This window comes from Pseudomonas sp. MIL9, assembly GCF_016887925.1.
GTDB classification, from domain to species: domain Bacteria; phylum Pseudomonadota; class Gammaproteobacteria; order Pseudomonadales; family Pseudomonadaceae; genus Aquipseudomonas; species Aquipseudomonas mohnii.
In genome coordinates this window covers 17,893-35,731 of sequence record NZ_JAFEHE010000028.1, presented here as the reverse complement: position 1 = coordinate 35,731, position 17,839 = coordinate 17,893, and the positions used below count along the sequence as shown (strand labels likewise).

General features: G+C 57.7%; 17 protein-coding genes and 2 pseudogenes. 8 read left to right on the top strand and 11 right to left on the bottom strand.

The window, feature by feature from the left end; genetic code table 11:
• Nucleotides 1-60: 60 nt before the first annotated feature.
• Nucleotides 61-1,257 (top strand): MFS transporter, encoded by a 1,197-nt coding sequence (locus JQF37_RS25995; protein WP_204149843.1) that lies wholly within the window; start codon nt 61-63, stop codon nt 1,255-1,257.
• 81 nt (nt 1,258-1,338) lie between these two features.
• Nucleotides 1,339-1,536, top strand: a complete 198-nt coding sequence (locus tag JQF37_RS25990) for a DUF2986 domain-containing protein (RefSeq protein WP_204149842.1) — start codon at nt 1,339-1,341, stop codon at nt 1,534-1,536.
• A gap of 127 nt (nt 1,537-1,663) precedes the next feature.
• On the opposite strand, the pseudogene JQF37_RS25985 reads toward JQF37_RS25990, so the two are convergent.
• Nucleotides 1,664-1,990: pseudogene (locus tag JQF37_RS25985) on the bottom strand (SDR family NAD(P)-dependent oxidoreductase); the annotation flags it as partial.
• Here JQF37_RS25985 and JQF37_RS25980 point away from each other — a divergent pair.
• Nucleotides 1,988-2,440 (top strand): annotated as a pseudogene (locus JQF37_RS25980) (helix-turn-helix domain-containing protein); the annotation flags it as partial. The pseudogenes JQF37_RS25985 and JQF37_RS25980 sit on opposite strands and share 3 nt — an antisense overlap.
• 131 nt (nt 2,441-2,571) lie before the next feature.
• Here JQF37_RS25980 and JQF37_RS25975 read toward each other — a convergent pair.
• From JQF37_RS25975 to JQF37_RS25940, 8 genes are all read right to left on the bottom strand, one after another.
• Entirely contained in the window at nt 2,572-2,970 is a 399-nt protein-coding gene (locus JQF37_RS25975; RefSeq protein ID WP_204149841.1) for a hypothetical protein, read from the bottom strand.
• A gap of 205 nt (nt 2,971-3,175) precedes the next feature.
• On the bottom strand, nt 3,176-4,081 hold the full coding sequence (locus JQF37_RS25970) for a LysR family transcriptional regulator (protein WP_204149840.1): 906 nt from the start codon (nt 4,079-4,081) through the stop codon (nt 3,176-3,178).
• Nucleotides 4,082-4,087: 6 nt separating this feature from the next.
• Nucleotides 4,088-5,290 carry a low temperature requirement protein A gene (locus tag JQF37_RS25965; protein ID WP_204149839.1) on the bottom strand — a complete coding sequence of 401 codons (1,203 nt, stop codon included), beginning with the start codon at nt 5,288-5,290 and terminating at the stop codon, nt 4,088-4,090.
• Between the two features lie 72 nt (nt 5,291-5,362).
• Complete coding sequence (locus tag JQF37_RS25960; protein WP_204149838.1) at nt 5,363-6,136, bottom strand: SDR family oxidoreductase; 774 nt, start codon at nt 6,134-6,136, stop codon at nt 5,363-5,365.
• A 502-nt stretch (nt 6,137-6,638) separates the two neighbouring features.
• Nucleotides 6,639-7,241 carry a protocatechuate 3,4-dioxygenase subunit alpha gene (gene pcaG / locus JQF37_RS25955; RefSeq protein WP_103404972.1) on the bottom strand — a complete coding sequence of 201 codons (603 nt, stop codon included), beginning with the start codon at nt 7,239-7,241 and terminating at the stop codon, nt 6,639-6,641.
• Nucleotides 7,242-7,253: 12 nt separating this feature from the next.
• Nucleotides 7,254-7,973 carry a protocatechuate 3,4-dioxygenase subunit beta gene (gene pcaH / locus JQF37_RS25950; RefSeq protein ID WP_047530324.1) on the bottom strand — a complete coding sequence of 240 codons (720 nt, stop codon included), beginning with the start codon at nt 7,971-7,973 and terminating at the stop codon, nt 7,254-7,256.
• Nucleotides 7,974-8,099: 126 nt separating this feature from the next.
• On the bottom strand, nt 8,100-9,029 hold the full coding sequence (pcaQ, locus tag JQF37_RS25945; protein ID WP_204149837.1) for a pca operon transcription factor PcaQ: 930 nt from the start codon (nt 9,027-9,029) through the stop codon (nt 8,100-8,102).
• A gap of 186 nt (nt 9,030-9,215) precedes the next feature.
• The gene (locus JQF37_RS25940) at nt 9,216-10,139 is read right to left on the bottom strand and encodes a LysR family transcriptional regulator (protein ID WP_204149836.1); all 924 of its coding nucleotides are present in this window, start codon (nt 10,137-10,139) and stop codon (nt 9,216-9,218) included.
• A 134-nt stretch (nt 10,140-10,273) separates the two neighbouring features.
• Between JQF37_RS25940 and JQF37_RS31550 the strand changes: the two genes are divergently transcribed.
• The 4 genes from JQF37_RS31550 to JQF37_RS25925 all read left to right on the top strand — a co-directional run bounded on the left by JQF37_RS31550 (nt 10,274) and on the right by JQF37_RS25925 (nt 14,027).
• Complete coding sequence (locus JQF37_RS31550) at nt 10,274-11,071, top strand: MFS transporter (RefSeq protein WP_239142535.1); 798 nt, start codon at nt 10,274-10,276, stop codon at nt 11,069-11,071.
• Between the two features lie 45 nt (nt 11,072-11,116).
• The gene (locus JQF37_RS31545) at nt 11,117-11,587 is read left to right on the top strand and encodes a hypothetical protein (protein WP_239142534.1); all 471 of its coding nucleotides are present in this window, start codon (nt 11,117-11,119) and stop codon (nt 11,585-11,587) included.
• A 67-nt stretch (nt 11,588-11,654) separates the two neighbouring features.
• Nucleotides 11,655-12,413, top strand: coding sequence for a creatininase family protein (locus JQF37_RS25930; RefSeq protein WP_204149835.1), 759 nt, complete (start codon nt 11,655-11,657; stop codon nt 12,411-12,413).
• Between the two features lie 513 nt (nt 12,414-12,926).
• Entirely contained in the window at nt 12,927-14,027 is a 1,101-nt protein-coding gene (locus JQF37_RS25925; protein ID WP_204149834.1) for an acyltransferase, read from the top strand.
• Nucleotides 14,028-14,278: 251 nt separating this feature from the next.
• Here JQF37_RS25925 and JQF37_RS25920 read toward each other — a convergent pair whose 3' ends face one another.
• Both JQF37_RS25920 and fos read right to left on the bottom strand, forming a co-directional pair.
• Entirely contained in the window at nt 14,279-15,652 is a 1,374-nt protein-coding gene (locus JQF37_RS25920; protein ID WP_204149833.1) for a transposase, read from the bottom strand.
• Nucleotides 15,653-15,756: 104 nt separating this feature from the next.
• On the bottom strand, nt 15,757-16,167 hold the full coding sequence (gene fos, locus JQF37_RS25915; RefSeq protein ID WP_059181040.1) for a fosfomycin resistance glutathione transferase: 411 nt from the start codon (nt 16,165-16,167) through the stop codon (nt 15,757-15,759).
• Nucleotides 16,168-16,620: 453 nt separating this feature from the next.
• Between fos and JQF37_RS25910 the strand changes: the two genes are divergently transcribed.
• Nucleotides 16,621-17,337, top strand: a complete 717-nt coding sequence (locus JQF37_RS25910) for a hypothetical protein (RefSeq protein ID WP_204149832.1) — start codon at nt 16,621-16,623, stop codon at nt 17,335-17,337.
• Nucleotides 17,338-17,839 lie beyond the last annotated feature (502 nt).

Here is a 17,839-nt window from a genome sequence, read left to right as displayed (position 1 = left end):
TCGCTGGAAAGTCCTTGCCTCACCATTCCAGTCATGAATATGAATGAAAGTGAGGCCCTGATGGCCACTGTTATCCCGATACCTGAGGCCAATGAACAACCCGCGTACTGGAGCGGGGTGTTTGCAATGACACTGTGCGTTTTCGCGTTGATCGCTTCGGAATTCATGCCTGTCAGCCTGCTGACGCCGATGGCCGATGATCTGCATGTCACTGAAGGGCTGGCCGGGCAGGGCATCGCGATCTCCGGCGCGTTCGCGGTACTGACCAGCCTGTCGATCCCCTGGTTGGCTGGAGCCGTCAACCGCAAGACGCTGTTGTTGGCCCTGACCGGGATGATGGCTTTATCCGCTGTCGTGGTCGCAATGGCGCCGGACTATCAGACATACATGGTTGGCCGTGCGCTCATCGGTGTGGTCATCGGTGGTTTTTGGTCCATGTCCGCTGCAACGGCCATGCGCCTGGTGCCCGCCAGCCAGGTGCCCAAGGCCTTGGCCATCTTCAACGGAGGTAACGCGTTGGCGACTGTGATCGCCGCACCGCTGGGCAGCTACCTGGGGGCGGTCATTGGCTGGCGCGGTGCTTTCTTCTCTCTGGTACCTGTAGCGGCGATCGCCCTGGTCTGGCTGTGGACCAGTCTGCCGGTCATGGAGGCGGGTGAGCGCACATCGGGCTCCGCGAATGTCTTCAGACTGTTAAGGCACCGTGCCGTGGCATTGGGCATGGCCGCATGTGCAGCTTTTTTCATGGGGCAGTTCGTGCTGTTTACCTATCTGCGGCCGTTCCTCGAAACAGTGACGATGGTTGATGTTTCTACGCTGTCGTTGATCTTGTTCGTGATGGGCGCAGCGGGTTTTATCGGCACCCTGATGGTCGGTTCGTTCCTGAGGCGCGGCCTGTTCCGGACACTCGCGACCATTCCCTTGCTGATGGCTGTGATCGCCTTGGCGCTGATCCCCTTTGGAGCCTCGGTCATTGCCGTTGTCATGCTGCTTGGATTCTGGGGGCTCGTGGCTACGGCGGCGCCTGTCGGCTGGTGGAGTTGGATAGCGCAAGTTCTGCCCAGGAATGCCGAGGCCGGAGGCGGCCTGATGGTGGCCGTGATTCAGTTGGCCATCGCTTTGGGCTCGACCGTTGGCGGCTTGCTGTTCGACCGCCATGGCTATCAGAGCACTTTCGTGGCGAGCGCAGCGGTGCTGTTGCTGGCGGCACTTCTGACTTATTTGACATCAGGTTCCAAGGCGCCCCGGGCCGCCTGAGCCACGCAAAGAGCACGCCAGTGATCTGGCTCGGCATTGTTAGCTGATATCATTCGGCAACTGAAAAACCGAGTAGAAAACATGAATCGTCAAAAGAAACTAAAGCAGTTATTCAAGGCCCAGGCCAAAAAGGCGAGCGCCAAACTGGCACCGGTCAAAAAGAACAAATACATCAGTAAAGCCGACCGCTTGAAGCTGGCTGCCGAAGCCGGTCCAACCGACGATTCCCAACCGCACGCCATCATGGAACGGGCATCTGGATCGGTCAGTGAGACCTGATTGTCCGGGGATTCGCTGAGCTGGATTGAGCTTGACGATTTTCTCTGCCCGCACGCCAGACTCGACAGGCGCCTGACCAGGCCTGCACAAAGTGCCCGACCTCGCAGAGGAGGTCGGGCGGCCGGGCTCAGGCGACGGGGATGGGGTTGTCGATGATCGACTGATTGAACTGCTCCACCAGGCCATGTTCGTTCGGCCCCACATTGGCGCGCAATGCGCGGATGCTGTCGACGATCACCTCGGTGGTCGCTGTCTCCAGCTTGTCCAGGGTTTCGGCAATAAAGTCTTTCAACGGCATCGCACGAGGGTCGCCACTTTTGTGAATCAGGTCGGTATCGACCCACGGCGGCGCGATTTCGAGGACCTTGACGCTGCTGTCGCGCAGCATGAAACGCTGTGACAGGCTGTAGGAGTGAATGGCGGCCTTGGTCGCCGAATACAGCGCGGTGACGGCATGGTCGAAAAGGATCTGGGAACGGACGTGGCGCGTTCTGTGGCACACAAGCTGGTCATGCATCAGCGCCGCTCCGGCGGGCAGTCACAGCACTCGGAAATGCTCGATCTCGCACCGAAATCCGACCGCATCCAGAACGCGCTGAACCATGCCCGACAACACCCGCACCGGCCGCTCAGTGTCGAGGAGCTGGCAGAGGCCGTGCACCTCAGCCCTCGCCAGTTCACCCGCATATTCACGGCTGAAACCGGGCAATCCCCAGCCAAGGCCGTCGAGCGGCTACGCCTTGAAGCGGCGCGGGTCATGGTCGAGCAAAGCCGCCATTCTCTGGATGTGATTGCCAAGGAAACCGGCTTTCGTAACCGTCGTCATATGCGCGAGGTGTTCATCCGCGGCTTTGGCGTCCCCCCTCAAGCCATACGACGAGATGTTCGAAGCATCGTGACTTGATCAGGTGAGTTGGTGGGGGGGAAGGCCGCCGTTGCTCGGGCAATCAATCGGAGTTGACCTGCCGGGTCACGGTTTTTGCAGGTTGGCTACCCATTGTCTGCGTAGTCGGCGGCGTGTCCCCTGGCTTCGCACTAGCGGCGATAGTAACGGTGATCGTCCTCGTAACGGTGCCGCATGGCCCGATCCTCGTGACGCTCCCAATCACGACGGCGTTCAGCTTCCCGGCGGGCTTGCTCTCTGCGCCAGTTTTCCCTGCGCCACTCGTCGCGGCGCCAATCGTCCCTACGATCGTGCCAACGGTCGTCATGCCAGTCCCGGTCGTCATGGGCAAGCAACGGCCCTGGCTGCTTGCCGGCCATACCGGCCAACGTCGGCCAAGGGTTGTCGGCAGCGTGGACAGGCGCCTTAACGGCTGCGGCTTCAGGTGCGAAAACAGGGGTTGAGGTCTTCATCGGTGTGGCGGATGCCGAGCCCATTGCCGCGAACGCGAACAGACCGAAGAGCACCTTCCGTGGGACAAGGAATTTCATGAACGAAGACAACCTCTGATTGGCCATTGGACGTGTGGCCATCCGGCTGCGGTAAGCCAGCAGGGGGCGTGCTTACCGAGTGGATGTGCCTATCCACATAGACCGATAAACAGAGAAAAGTTCTAGGGAGCCGTTGCTGAAATAGCCACGGCCACGACCCTTTTGACCTTGAAGGTCAAGCGCTACCCCCATGGAACCGGGTGGGTCAAGCCTTCAGGTACGGCGCCATCAACGTGGTAAACCAATCGATGAAAGCGCCGAGCCGACGAGAGCGCTGACGCCGGTTCGGGTAAAGCACCGAGACGGTCATGGGCGCGGGACGGTAAGCGGCCATGACTTCCACCAGGTCGCCGCGTTCCAGCAAGTGCTGAACATCGAACAGCGGTACCTGAATCAGGCCAAGCCCCGCGCAGCACGCAGCGATGTAGCTTTCAGCGTTGTTGACCACCAAGCGCCCTGGCAGATCCAGCGAGTGTTCGACACCGTCGACGCAATACTCCCACGGTGCTTCCTGTGTGGTCCCGCCGGCCATATAGCCGATACAGCGGTGCTTGTCTTGCAGGTCGGCAGGCTGTGTGGGGACACCAAACTCGGCCAGGTACTCGGGGCTCGCGCAGTTGATCAGCAACACCTGACCCAAAGGCTTCACCACCAGGCTGCTGTTCTGTGGTGTCCCAAACCGAATCACGCAATCGACCCCCTCCAGCACCAGGTCTATCGCGCGATCAGTGGAGCCCAGACCCAGTTGCAGTCGCGGATGGTGCTTCAGGAATTCGGGTAGCGCCGGAATGAGCAGGCGTCTGGCAATGCGGTTTGGGACATCAACCTCGAGACGGCCCATGACCTGTTCTTGATGGCTCTGGAACAACTGGTCGATGTCATCGATATCCAGCAATACCTGACGCGCGCGCAGCAACAACTGGGCGCCATCGGTGGTCAGCGACACCTTGCGCGTCGTACGGTGCAGCAGACGGGTGCCCGTGTTGGCTTCCAGTTGTTGAATGGCCGCTGACACGGTCGCGCGCGGCAGCTTCAGTAACCGCGCGGCCTGAATGAAACTGCCCAGCTCTGCCACCTGAACGAAGATGCGGTATTGCTCGATTCTATCCATAGGCCTTCAATGCTCGATGACAGCGCCTGCCTGTTTCTCACGAAACCGCCGGACCACTCGCCATTCGACAAAACATACGATCAATAAAACCAGTGTGGTCAGCGTGCCGACCATCAGCAGATCCGTGGCGTAGGCCAACGGCACGAGGGCCAGTAACAGGACCATGCCGGCGAGGTGGGACTTGGCGATCACCTGATACACCTCGCGTTTGTAGAGCAGGCTGTCGAACAGAAAAATCATCGGCCCCAGTATCAGGGTCAGCACGTAGGCCGTGCTCAAGTGCTGGTCGGGGTGGGCCATCACCAAGTCGTTGCCGACTGCCGTAGCAATGATGCCAGCCACCAGAATCGCGTGGATGTAGTGGAAGTTGGCGCCGGTGCGCCCAGGGTCGCCGGAGACGGTGATGCGGTGGATAGCGTCTTTGCTGGCAGTGCCGAAGTACAGCCACCACATTGCCAGTGTGCCCAGCAGAGTGGTCAGCAAACCGAGCAGCACGGGAATCCCCCAATGATCGGTCTCCGCGAGAACGGCGCCGCTGGCCAGCAGCGTTTCACCCAGGGCGACGATCACAAACAACTGGCAACGCTCGGCCAGGTGCGCACCTTCGATGGTCCAGTCACTGGTGCGTGAGCGCCCGAGTCCCGGCAGGGCAAAGCCGAACATGGGCGACACGTACTCGCCTAGCACCGCGACCAGCCACAGGCCAATTCGCCATGGCCCCTCCAAAAACGCGCCGGTCAGCCAGAACGCAGCCGCTATTACCATCCAGCCGAGCATGCGCCGGAAGTTCGGTGCCAGCGGGTGTTCACTGGGCAAATGCAGAACGATATAGGCCGTACGCCCGACCTGGATCAGCACATAGGCCAGCGCAAACACCAGCCCTCGATCGCCAAACGCTTCGGGAATGCTTGCCGCCATCAGCAACGCAGGAAACATGATGGCGAAGATCAGCCCGCGCACCCTGGGCATTTCCGGATTGAACCAGTTGGTGACCCAACAGGTGTACTGCCAGCCGAGCCATACGGCAAACCACATGATCAGCGTCTCCACCACGCCCAGCAGCGTCAGGTGATGGAGCAGGCCATGGCTGAGTTGGGTCACGGCGAATACATACACGAGATCGAACAACAGCTCCTCGAACGTCACCCGTGCGTGGTGACCGTCACGATGGCGAAGCAGCGGGTGACCCGTAGACGAGTTGGCACTCATAATGACCCCATGGCCAGGTGGTTCAGGAAACTATCAGCGCGCTGTCACGGGGTGCAACCGCTTTATCGCTCGTCACTTGGTGGTATAGCCGCCATTGATCAGAATCGTCTGGCCCGTCACCCACCAGCCCTCACCGACCAGATTCCGAATGAACGGAACCACATCTTCAATATCGGTCAGGCCGGTGCGCGAGAAAGGCGACAGCGCCGCAGCGCTCTTGTGATAGTTGACGGCATCTTCGCCCTCGGCGGGGTAGAAAAAGGGCGTATCCATGGGGCCTGGGCCCACCGCAGTCACCGAAATGCCACGAGGTCCCAGCTCTTTCGCCGCCGCCCGAGTGAACTGTTCGACGGGCGCTTTGCTGCCGGCATACGCCGCATAGAACGGCGTGAACGCTCCGAGCAATGAGGTGACGATCGTGCAGATCTTGCCGTTGTCGTTCAGATGCTTACCGGCTTCCTTGATAAAAAAGAAGGCAGTCTTGGCGTTGACCGCCATCATCTCGTCGTACTCCACCTCGTTGATCTCAGCCATCGGCTTCTTCAACACCTTGCCGACCGTGTTGATCGCAATATCCGGTCGTCCCACTGCCAGCACTGCATCGTTGAACAGCTTTTCCACGGCACCGGCGGTGGTCAGGTCGGCCTGCAAGGCCACGGCCTTGGCCCCAAGGGCTTCAATGGCGGCTACGGTGGCGTGCGCATCGGCCTCACTGGAAGGGCTGTTGTAATGCACGACCACCGCCTTGGCGCCATGCCCGGCCAGGTCGCGGGCGATCAACCCTCCGAGGTTTTTTGCGCCACCGGCGATCAGTACGACTTTGCCGTTGATTGAATGATTCGGCATCGCAACGCTCCTTGAGCTGAGAAAGGTGTGACCCAGTCTAGAGCGGCGATCGGCAAAGATAAGCAGGGACGGGCTGGATGCACTGTTCAGTATTGCCAGCCAATCACGACGTCATGCGGACACGCGTTCAACGATCAACCGTCAGGTTGCCTGTAAAGACCGTCATTGCACGTTGCTACGTGAAGACAGAATCGACCAATGGTTGACGCTTACTTTAATGAATGAACTGCACCGGTTTGGGTGATCAGGATCGAAACAATCATTCCTGCCAGGCCCATCAAGCACCCAATGCCGACAGCGTAGGCAATCGTACGCCACGGTTGCCAACGGGCCTAGAAGTACAGGTACCTTGTTTCGCGCGATACTGAATTGAACGGCTCGCATCGCCGGCTTCGAGAAGTCGCCAGGGCCGGTCGCTTTACCCAGCGTCGGGGGGAGGGTCTTGACGGGCACAGATAGCCTCCCGCAGAGGGGAGGCCGTTTCTACACGGTGCCTGCGTCGTCAGAAGTCGAAGAACACGGTTTCCGCTTCACCTTGAACGTGAATGTCGAACCGGTAGGCCAGCTTTCCGTCAACCGTGCAGCGCCTGGCAATCAGCGATTCGCGCCGCTGGGGTTGTTCGATCAGATTCAGTACGGGGTCCACGGCATTCGCCTGGGCTTCGTCGTCGAAGTACAGTCGGGTCTGCAAGTGGATGTTGATACCCCGGGCAAACAGCGACACGTTGATGTGCGAGGCCATGGCAACGCCCGCGGCGTTTTTCACCACGCCCGGTTTGACGGTGTTGATCGTCCATTCACCGACATCGGTCGTGGCGGTACGGCCAAAACAGTTGAACGGTTTTTCCAGGTCGTAAGCGCTGTCATAGACGCCATCGTGATTGGCCTGCCAGAACTCCAGGAACGCGTCACGAATCAGGTGGCCGTTACCGTCATAGACATGGCCCAGCAGCAAAATGTGTTCACCTGGCGCGCCAGGCTTGGCCATGTCGTTCCAGATTTCCTGTTCGCGCGGCGCATTGCCGGCAGCCTCCAGGGCCAGGCCGATGTGCACATAGGGGCCGGCTGTTTGCGACGGGGTTTCAGGCAGAAGTTGAACGGGCATACGCAGGCCTCCTCAGCGGTTTTCGAAGTGGGTCTTGCGCTGGCCGCGCAGGACGATATCAAAACGATAAGCCAGGCAATCCATCGGATTGGCCATGCTCATGTCCAGTCTGGCGATCAAGCTTTGCACCGCTTCATGATTCGAGATCGATTTGACGATCGGGCACATGGGGATCAGCGGATCACCTTCGAAATACAGCTGGGTAATCAACCGCGTCGCAATGGACGGGCCACTGATGGAGACATGGATATGGGCTGGCCGCCAGTCGTTGGGGCCGTTGCGCCAAGGGTAGGGACCGGGTTTGACGGTACGGAAGCTGTAGTTGCCATCGCGGTCGGTCAGCGCACGGCCGACACCGCCGAAATTCGGATCAAGCGGGGCCAGGTAGCTGTCCTTCTTGTGCCGGTAACGGCCACCGGCATTGGCTTGCCACATTTCCACCAGGGTATGGGGAATCGGCTTGCCGTGCTGATCACACACGCGACCGGCGACAATGATGCGTTCGCCAATGGGCAGGCCACCGTGATTGAAGTTCAACAGCAGATCGTTATCGTGCTGTCCCATTTTCAAATGGGAAAAGTCCGGGCCGCTGGTTTCCGACAGGGATTGGGGAATGCTCACCAATGCCTGGCGCGGGGAGCGCAGGATCGACGTCTTGTAGTCGGGGGTCAGGGCCTTTGGATGCCAGTTACGGTCACGAATGACGAAGCGGCTGTCGTGCGCATCAGACATGTCGTTTTTCCTGTTGTTATGGTTGGACGGAGGCGGGCACTGCGTGGCAGTGACTCGTGACCGCAGTTTCCTCCTGTGCGACCTGATACAAAATTGAAAAAAACGACTCTATCCATATCCAAATGGTTATGGATATTGTCCTTCGCGATATTCCTGGCCGATCTCGCGCAGGGCTTCCACGCACCACTGCGCCGCTGGCGTCACGGGTAATGCAGGATTGGTGCACAGCCCCACCGAACCGCCCGGTTCGCGCATGCCCAGGTCCAGCTCCACCAGCTCACCTTGCCTCAAGTCCTGCCTGACCGCGTCATGGGGCGCCACCCAGATCGCCTGACTGCATTGCACGTAGCGCCGACTCAGGGCGACCGAGAGGGTTTCCAGGCGTTGGCGCGACGGCGTTATCCCGTGCTGCACAAACAGGCTGTCGGCGAATTTGCGGATCGTCGTTCCCGCCGACGGCAAGACCAGCGGATAGTCTTCAAGATTTTTATGCCCCTGTGGAGCGGTGAGCGCCGGGTGACCGGCACGCACCACCAGGGTCATCGACTCGCTGTAGAGATGCTCGAACGTCAGTCCGGAAATCAACGGGCTATCGGTCATTCGACCCACCACCAGGTCCAGTTCGCCGACCCGCAATTGCGACAGCAAATAGGCACTGGGCCCGGTCATGACACTGACCACCAGGGCAGGGTGTCGGTCGTGCAGGCGGCAGACCACTTCAGGAACCAGCAGGCTTTCGACGGTGGACAGCACGCCGAGCTGCACGGTAATCGGCTCATGCACACCGGAACGCAGACTGTTGACCCCCTCGCGCAGCGATTGCACGCTCGGCCCGGCGTAGCGCAGAAAGGCCGCACCGGCCTCGGTCAGCGTCGAGCCCTTCTTGCTCCGCTCGAACAGGGTGGCTTCCAGCAGGGTTTCCAGTTCCTTGAGGGTTTTGGAAAGCGCCGGCTGGCTGATCGCCAGCTTGTCGGCAGCACGTGCCAGGCTGCCCTGGCGCGCTACTTCGAGAAAACACACCAGATGACGGAATTTGATTCGGGTATCGATGTTCAATCAGGTGTTCTGCCTTGGTGGTGTGGCAAGCATTCTTGCGGGTGCCTGCGGCTGATAATGGGGCGGTTAGCGGGCGGCGTGGCCGACCTGGAAAGCGGCTCGAACCGCGATCAGACGAAGCTTATTGCAAAACGAATCGCTTGAACCAACGGTACGTCAATCAAGCGTGTGTCATGGCCGACCGCGTCACACCGCTTCACCCGGCGTGAACATCGGCAAGCGTTGCAGCATCCAGTTGAGCAGCTCTTGAGCGGGGGCGGCCAGGGGGCGGCCGGACTTGACCAACAGTTTTGCCTCGACGCCGAGAAAAATCGGGTGGTCGATGGGGACCGCCGCCAGGCTGCCCTTGGCAATTTCCCGATAGGCCGCGAACTCTCCCAGCAACGAAGCGAAATCTCCCGCAGCGATCAGGCGCTTGAGGGCTGCCAGGGAGTTGCTGACCAGCGCCGGGCGGATCTCGATTTTCTCCGCATACTCGAGCATTTTTATCGCATGACCGATGCCGAACGTGGTGGGCGTCAAGACCAGTTGGCAGGCGAGCAGGTCTTCGACGGTGGCCGCACGACCGTTCAAGGCCAGTGGATGATCGGGGCGCACCAGCAGCATGACGGGCTGGGATGAGGTTGCACGAAAATCGATCTGCGCGTGTAGCGGCGGATTATAGGCAAGGCCGATATGCGCGCGGTTTTCTGCCACTTCGTTCATCACGTCATCGACGGGAAGAATGTCCAGGGTGACATCGAGCTTCGGGTACTGCTTGCAGAACGGCGCGAGCACGTTGTCGACCAGGGCATCGACATAACCCTCACTGATCACCACACGCACATGACCTTGCTGCAGGCCCTTGATCGCTTGTAACTGGTCTTCGAGCTTTTCCTGGTGAGATCGGTAGCCACGCCAGAACTCCAGCAAGTGCGCGGCGGCCTCGGTCGGCTGGACACCGCGGGCCTGCCGTTCGAAAAGCCTCGCGCCTAACTCCTCCTCCAGCAACTTGATCTGCCGGGTGATCACGGAAGGGGACGTATTGATGCTGTCTGCCGCACCTCGAATCGAGCCGTGGACCAGCACCTCATGAAAATACCGAAGCCGTTGTTGATTGATCTCGCGCATGTCGGGCATCCCTGAAAGCTGTGTTGCCTATAGAGCAACGGTACGCGAACTTAGTTGCTCTTGCTGGGTTTTTGTCGTCCGGGCACCATCCGTTGGCACCACCACTGGCCAACAAGAATAAATGGGAGACCCGTATGTCAGCCTTTGCACCGACGGCAAGAAGTGGCGCCCTGAATGCGCTTTACCGCAAGCTCAACTGGCGGCTGCTGCCGCTGTTGTTCATTTGCTATGTGTTCGCCTATCTGGACCGCATCAATGTCGGCTTCGCCAAGCTGCAGATGCAAAGTGATCTCGGGCTTTCCGACGCGGCTTATGGCGCAGGGGCAGGGATATTTTTTCTGGGGTATGTGTTGTTTGAACTGCCCAGCAACCTGATGCTTCCCCGGGTGGGTGCGCGCAAGACGTTCAGTCGCATTCTGGTGTTATGGGGCATCACCTCGGCCTGCATGCTGTTTGTCCGTGACGTGCCGACGTTCTACCTGATGCGTTTCCTGCTGGGGGTATTCGAAGCGGGTTTCGCGCCGGGGATGATCTATTACCTGTCTTGCTGGTACGGTCCGACACGTATGGCCCGCGCGATTGCCATCGTGTTCATCGCCGGGCCCATCGGCGGCATAGTCGGTGGTCCGCTTTCCGCCTGGCTGATGACCACGCTTTCCGGCGTTGGCGGTATGGCCGGCTGGCAGTGGATGTTTCTGATTGAAGGCCTTCCGTGCGTGTTGCTCGGTATCCTGACCTTCTTTGTCCTGTCCAATCGGCCCTCGGACGCCAACTGGCTGAGTGCCGAAGAAAAGAAGCTGCTGGAGGCAGAGCTGGGTACATCAGCGGGGCAAGTCCATTCGTTCAGGGCCGTTTTGCGCGACCCGAAAACTTACGTCCTGGCATCGGCTTACTTCTGCATCATTTTCTCGATCTACGCCATGAGCTTCTAGCTGCCGGCCATCCTCAGGGCCCAGGGTGTTGATGACACGCTGCGATTGGGTTGGTATTCCTCCATTCCTTATGTCGGGGCTGCAATCGGCATGTATCTGATAGGGCGCCGCTCGGATCGCGTCGGCGAAAGGCGCTACCACTGTGCAGTGCCTGCGGGCATCGGGGCGGTTCTGCTCCTCGCGTTTCCATTTGCAGAAGGGCATTTGATGGTATCGCTGGGGCTGCTGACCGGGGCCACAACCACGATTTTCATGGCGTACACCGTGTTCTGGGCCATGCCCTCCGAACACATCAAGGGCGAAGCCGCGGCGGGCGGCATCGCCTTCATCAACACCATCGGCCTGTGCGGTGGCTTCTGGGGGCCTGCGGTCATTGGTTGGGCCAAAACGGCCACCGGCACCATGAACCTGGGCATCGTTGCCGTTGGCTGCGCATCACTTTGCGCAGCAATGGTCATCACTCGCAGCCGATCGCTATCGGGTGAACACTCTGCACCTCAATACAACTCTGTGTGATCAGCGAACTGCAACTTCAACTGAATCGTCGTGTTCCGCAAGGAACCTTGCAATGGAGAGAACTCAAATGCTTTTACACCTGTCGACCTGGGCCGAAATTGGCGAATTCCTGCAACGCAGTCGTACCATCGTTGTTCCGATCGGTTCGAATGAACAACACGGTCCTACGGGCCTTTTGGGCACCGACTGGATGTGCCCGGAAATCATTGCGCACGAAGCCCAGAAATCAGCGGACATACTGATTGCTCCGACCTTCAACATTGGCATGGCCCAACACCATCTGGGTTTTCCGGGCACCATTTCACTGCGTCCCTCAACCTTCATCGCCGCCATCGGCGATTGGGTGCGGTCGCTGGCCGCGCACGGCTTCGAGAAAATCCTCTTCCTCAATGGTCACGGCGGCAATGTCGCCTCGATTGAAGCGGCATTCTCCGAGCTTTACGCCGAGGCGAGCTTCGCACGACGTCCGGCGGGGTTTGCGCTGAAGCTGTGCAACTGGTGGGACCTGGAAGGTATTGGCGAGCTGGCACGGGAGCAGTTTCCAACGGGCCATGGCGTGCATGCCACCCCGTCGGAAATTGCCGTGACTCAATGGGCGTACCCGGACGCGATCAAATCGGCCGAGTATTCGCCGCAGATCGCGGCGTGGGGCCCCATCCGCGAAGCGCAAGACTTCCGCGCACGTCATCCGGATGGTCGCATGGGTTCGGACCCGGCCCAGGCAACAGCGGAAAAAGGTCGCGCGCTGGTGATGATGGCAGCCAAGGGCCTGGTGCAGGAACTGGACGCCTTCAGCCGGGAGTCGACCCCCGACGGCAATCGCTGAGGCCCGTCATCGAGGCCAGCTGACGCGGATTCATTGGCTGGTCAAACGAGTTCGTGGTTTCACTTGATCAATATCAGCAAGTCGACCTGCAACCCGGCAGGCATTTTCTGAGTGATTGAAAGTTGTTGCGGATCGAGGGTTCGATAGCACTCGTCAATCGGCACTTAAATTGATGTATGTAACCGGGAGATTATTATTGGCCGGTTGTTGTCCGTCCCGAAGGGCAGTAATCGAGCCAAAGTAGTCAACTAAATCGCGCCAGATCTTTGGCATTTTTTTGTTCTGGTTGGGGATAGATGCATAGGCCAGGAATAGAGGAAAAGTGTGTGTCGGAGTGGGGCCGGTCATCGGCCAGGATTGCGAATATGTAACATGTCTTTTTTTTCATGTTCAGCAGTCGCGTTGAGGCGACGTCTACACTCAGTCCTTATCGGACACATCTACCACAACTGGCAAATTTGCCAGGATGGTTATCGGGTCCTGCCACCGCGCACAAATTCCGAGAGCCTTTCAATGAAACTGAATTACGCTCTGCTCAGGGACAATAACAATGCGGATTTGCTGCGCCTCGTCGCTGCATGTGCGGTCATCTGGGGGCATGCTTACGCTCTCGTTCCTGGGGCCGCGACGACAGAGCCTATCGGGGGTTTGCTTGGATTTGACTATTCGGGATCGCTGGCCGTTGAATTCTTCTTTTTCTTAAGCGGTATTCTTGTAACGAATAGCTGGATAAACAATAGTTCACCGCTTAATTTTATACTGGCACGGTTTTTTCGGGTGTTCCCAGCCATCCTGGTTAGTGCGGCCGCTTGTGTCTTACTGCTTGGACCGATGCTCACCACACTACCGTTGAACAGTTATTTTGCTGACAGTGCCATTTTTTCAGAAATATTCCGGCACCCCTATATCCAATACTCATTGCCTGGCGTGTTTGAAAATAGCAACTTCCCGCTGACCAACGGATCAATTTGGACAATCCGATATGAGCTTATTATGTACGCCATGTTGCTGGCAGCAGGGCTCTGTGGGGTATTCCGTCATAGGCTCTTCGCGACGTTGGTTCTCATCGCAATTCTTGTTACTTCAATGTTTTTCCCGGAAGAAATTCAACTGATTGGTCTGATGAACATAGATATTGGTGGGCGTCTCCCGGCCTTTTTTGCTTTTGGTGCTCTCCTTGCGCTTTATAAAGACCAGGCAAGTATCAATATCCGTGTGGTTTCCGGCTTAATCCTCTTTGCTTGGATATTTCGGCATGGATCGGCGTTCCAGTTTGTGTTTTATCCGGCATTTTTGATGACTGCGCTTTGGCTGATGACCACCGACCCCATCAAGGCATTGCGGCTTCCAGGCGACTTTTCGTATGGTGTGTATGTCTTCGGATGGCCAATACAAAAGGTTATAGCCGCCGAATTCCCTAATTTCAGCATTCATGCAAATCAGGCTGTTACGATCGCCGTTTCTCTTGCGTTGGCCAGTATTTCCTGGTTCGTAATTGAAAAACCCTGTATCCGATTTGGACGCCAGTTAGGTCGGTATTTTGCAGCGCATAGCAGCAGTCGAGAAGCCAATTCAGAGGCGACGCTAGCGACTGAACGCAGCCCCAGCGAATAACTACTGGCATGTGAGTTGTAACTGCGCCAAGAGGAGGGCGGGATTATGTTTCCTTCAGGGAGCATGCTCTGGGCGGATGTCCGTTTCTGGCCGATTCTGTTGAAAAAGTCGGTTTTTCAGCTGACCTGAACTCAGACACGACCATCGCCCAAGAACCGACTCACCACATTGAGTGGTTTTTCGGCCCTTCGTTGACCTTTGCTACTCAGTCAGTGGGTTAGTTTGAGGTTTTTTGCTTAGTGCAGGCGCACCTATCCCGTGACCGGTGGACCTTGAGAGGTAAATTTGGCCAGCCGGCGCAGGTTCTGCACCGCAGCGGCCAGCGTGAACTCATCGGTCGCACCGCTCATGCCACGTAGTCGCAAGCGATCCAGTTTCAGGATGCGTTTGAGATGGGCAAACAACATTTCGACCTTTTTACGCTCGTGGCGAGAGCGCACGTACTCCGGCGTCGCTGCGATGCGCCGAGCCACATCACGAGCGGCTTCATGGACGCTGCGAGCGATCTTGCGAAACGCAGTGTTGGGGCAACACTTGGCCTTCATCGGACAGGCTACGCAGTCGGCCTGTCTGGATCGGAAGATGATGGTGTTGGCTTTTGTGACGTGCGAACGCTCGTTTTTGAAGGCTCTCCATTCGCTGCGCAATGCGTTGCCGGCCGGACAGCGGTATTCCTCAGTCTCTTCATTCCAGTGGAAATCGTTACTCGAAAAGCTGTCGTTCTTGCGCTCGGTTTTGTCCCACACGGGCACATGCGGTTCGATGTCTTTTTCCTCCACCATCCAGGCCAGCATCGGCGCGGTACCGTAAGCGGTGTCGCCAATCAGGCGTTCCGGCTTGACGTCGAACTGCGCTTCGACCCGATCGATCATCGTCTTGGTGCTCTCGACTTCTGCGGTTCGATGAGCCGGTGTAGGTTCCACATCCATGATCACGCCGTGCTCGGTATCGATCAGATAATTCGTGGAGTAAGCGTAGAACGCTGGGCCACCTGGTGCTGCGGTCCAGCGGGCTTGAGGATCAGTCAGCGATAGGCGCTTCGGTAGCGTTTCGGCCAGAGCCTCTTCATCGAGTGCCTCAAGATACTCACGCACGGCGCGGGTGCTCAGGGCCGGATCGCTCCAGTTGACCGGTTCATCACCCGGTACACCGCGCTGCCGGCTGGCATCCGCTTTGATAATGCTGGCGTCTACGGCAAAGCCTTCACCTTTGACCAAGCCTGCGTCCATGCAACGACGCAGCACTTCATTGAACAACCAGCGAAACAGATCACTGTCCCGAAAGCGGCCGTGTCGATTTTTGGAAAAGGTCGAGTGATTGGGGACTTCATCTTCAAGGCTCAATCGGCAGAACCAGCGATACGCCAGGTTCAAATGAGCCTCTTCGCACAACCGCCGCTCGGAGCGAATGCCGTAGCAATAGCCCACGATCAGCATGCGGATCATCAGTTCGGGATCAATCGAGGGACGCCCAATCGGGCTGTAGAGGTCGGCGAGGTAATGGCGCAGGTCGTTCAGATCAAGACACCGATCAATGCTGCGCAGAAGGTGATTGGCGGGAATGTGATCTTCAACGTTGAACGAGTAAAACAGTCGTTCCTGCCCACTCGATAACTGTCCCATCATGCTGCGTGCTTCCCTGCTTCCCTGCTTCCCTGCTGGCCAATGTAGAGATTTTGCCGCAGGCCAGATAGCAGAGTTACTTTTTCAATAAAATCAGACGAAAACGGTCAGTCAAAAAACTCCATACCTGCATACGGATGGCGCCGACATTCCTCAAGCCTTGAAGCGAGGCTGCCTACATGCACTTCCAGACGATGCCCATCGGGATCCGAAAAATAAAACGAGTTACCTTCACTCGAATTGGATTTCCACTCAATAACGTTACGAAGCCGCAAGTAAGCGGTGACTTCTTCAAAATCATCCTGCCCCACCGAAAACGCATAGTGGGTGTAATCAGGCTGTTTTTCCGCCACACGACTCTCATCGAGAGACAGACAAAGCCAGAGATCACCGAGGGAAAGATAAGCCCCCGTCTCCCAGCGGGCAGCCAATCTAAACCCAGGTAGAGCCTCATAAAACTCAATGCTGCGAGAGAGGTTCACAACCGCCAACGTAAAATGATTCAAGCCAGTCAACATGAGCATCTATCCAGAATCAGTCCACGAGAACGGTTGAGGATATCAACATCGACTTTTTCAACACAATCGGCCAGAAGCGGACGCTCACCTGAGATAAATTTCGAACGTCCCAACGCCTGGAATGAGCCCCTCGTAGCCGCAAAACAAAGCCTGTTAACATGCCTCTCAATGCGTCGCACATTGACCTATCCGAAGAAGATCTTTAAGCGCCGCCTGATAGAGCGTCAATGGCTGATTGTCCGTATTGAATAATGCCGTATAACATCTTATCTACACGCCGGATTGCTGAATCAGAATAACAGGGCAGACCGTACGCGCGACACATCGGGAGAGAGAAAAGGCCGCCGCCATGCTTTCTTTGCCCCAATCCAATGCGAACCCGCGAACTTTGAAGGCAAACGCCTGCCCAAACCCCGTCATCACCAAGGTTGCGCCACTAACAGGGAGAAAATAATGAAGCAGGACGCCAGCAAGCGCTCATCCATTCATACCGGCTTGGGTACTGTCATCGCACGCCTGGGACTGTTGCTCATCGTGCCGTTGGCTGTCGGGGGGTGCACCTTCAAGAAAACCGATGTCCAGAACCCGGCCGAGATGGCCAAGTACGACCCCGCCAGTACGGCGCGCATCCGCCTCATCAGCGGGCAAGGGGCATACGCAGGTTTCGTATCCGGCCAAAGTTGCGAGCAGTATTTCAACGACACTTACAGAAAAGCGCTGGCCGCCCGCGAGCGGCCGCAAGGATGGAATCCTTCGCGTATCGTGCCCAGCGGTCAGAGCACGGATATCTTCGGCATGTGGCCTTCCGACTACCAGAACAATGTCATCGGCATACCGGCCTCCCCGGTCAGCGCGAAGATCGATGAGACGCGCAGGTACTTCGATGAACGTGTGGTCCCGGCCGGGCAGCCGCTGATCGTGTTTGTGGCGTTCGTCACGTCCAGGTCCAGTTGCTCTTCAGCGCCCGTGAGTTTCGTGCCACGCGCAGGCGCCGACTATGAAGTCCGGCAGGCATTCCAGTCGCAAACATTCCAGACAACGTGCCGCAATGAGGTGGTTGAGTTGAAAGCCGGCGAGGAAAAACCGATGTCCCCGAATTACTGCATCCAGGACTCGTCGGGCGATTATCACACCCGCAGCGTTACCCCTGTCAGCCAGGCCGGGCAATAAGCCGACCGGGCCTGGTATAGGATGGCTGCTGTTTGTGCAGCCACTTTCGCGCTGGCCCTTTTGCGCTGAAAAAAGGGCGTTATCAGCCAGCCTAGCTACGCCGAAGCGACGACTGGCGTGTGAGGGCTCCTAGAGAGGGACCTTGGAGAATGAGACAAGGGAGCCCCCCAGCCCCATCAACAAATTCCGAAAATGGCCCATAGCTAGCCTGTCCCGAATGTCTGCTTTTGGCCGATTCTGTTGAAAAAGTCGGCCATGGTTTCCACGGCAGAAAAGTACGCGCTTGAGATTGAAAACTTTACTTTGAGCAGAGGATTCCGGACTCAGATTTCGCGTAGCTGCGCGCAAAAAAGGCATTTTCAGCAGTCAACACGTGGACAGTCTAGAAGGACCGACTTTTTCAACACAATCGGTCGATTTCGGGCAGTCGTGACAGGCTGAATTCGGCCGATTCTGTTGAAAAAGTCGGCCATGGTTTCCACGGCAGAAAAGTACGCGTCCG

Bases quoted from the DNA above. Each gene is read 5' to 3' on its own strand.
- JQF37_RS25995 (WP_204149843.1), top strand. From the start codon at position 61: ATGGCCACTGTTATCCCGATACCTGAGGCCAATGAACAACCCGCGTAC.
- JQF37_RS25990 (WP_204149842.1), top strand. From the start codon at position 1,339: ATGAATCGTCAAAAGAAACTAAAGCAGTTATTCAAGGCCCAGGCCAAA.
- JQF37_RS25975 (WP_204149841.1), bottom strand. From the start codon at position 2,970: ATGAAATTCCTTGTCCCACGGAAGGTGCTCTTCGGTCTGTTCGCGTTC.
- JQF37_RS25970 (WP_204149840.1), bottom strand. From the start codon at position 4,081: ATGGATAGAATCGAGCAATACCGCATCTTCGTTCAGGTGGCAGAGCTG.
- JQF37_RS25965 (WP_204149839.1), bottom strand. From the start codon at position 5,290: ATGAGTGCCAACTCGTCTACGGGTCACCCGCTGCTTCGCCATCGTGAC.
- JQF37_RS25960 (WP_204149838.1), bottom strand. From the start codon at position 6,136: ATGCCGAATCATTCAATCAACGGCAAAGTCGTACTGATCGCCGGTGGC.
- pcaG (WP_103404972.1), bottom strand. From the start codon at position 7,241: ATGCCCGTTCAACTTCTGCCTGAAACCCCGTCGCAAACAGCCGGCCCC.
- pcaH (WP_047530324.1), bottom strand. From the start codon at position 7,973: ATGTCTGATGCGCACGACAGCCGCTTCGTCATTCGTGACCGTAACTGG.
- JQF37_RS25940 (WP_204149836.1), bottom strand. From the start codon at position 10,139: ATGCGCGAGATCAATCAACAACGGCTTCGGTATTTTCATGAGGTGCTG.
- JQF37_RS31550 (WP_239142535.1), top strand. From the start codon at position 10,274: ATGTCAGCCTTTGCACCGACGGCAAGAAGTGGCGCCCTGAATGCGCTT.
- JQF37_RS25930 (WP_204149835.1), top strand. From the start codon at position 11,655: ATGCTTTTACACCTGTCGACCTGGGCCGAAATTGGCGAATTCCTGCAA.
- JQF37_RS25925 (WP_204149834.1), top strand. From the start codon at position 12,927: ATGAAACTGAATTACGCTCTGCTCAGGGACAATAACAATGCGGATTTG.
- JQF37_RS25920 (WP_204149833.1), bottom strand. From the start codon at position 15,652: ATGATGGGACAGTTATCGAGTGGGCAGGAACGACTGTTTTACTCGTTC.
- fos (WP_059181040.1), bottom strand. From the start codon at position 16,167: ATGTTGACTGGCTTGAATCATTTTACGTTGGCGGTTGTGAACCTCTCT.
- JQF37_RS25910 (WP_204149832.1), top strand. From the start codon at position 16,621: ATGAAGCAGGACGCCAGCAAGCGCTCATCCATTCATACCGGCTTGGGT.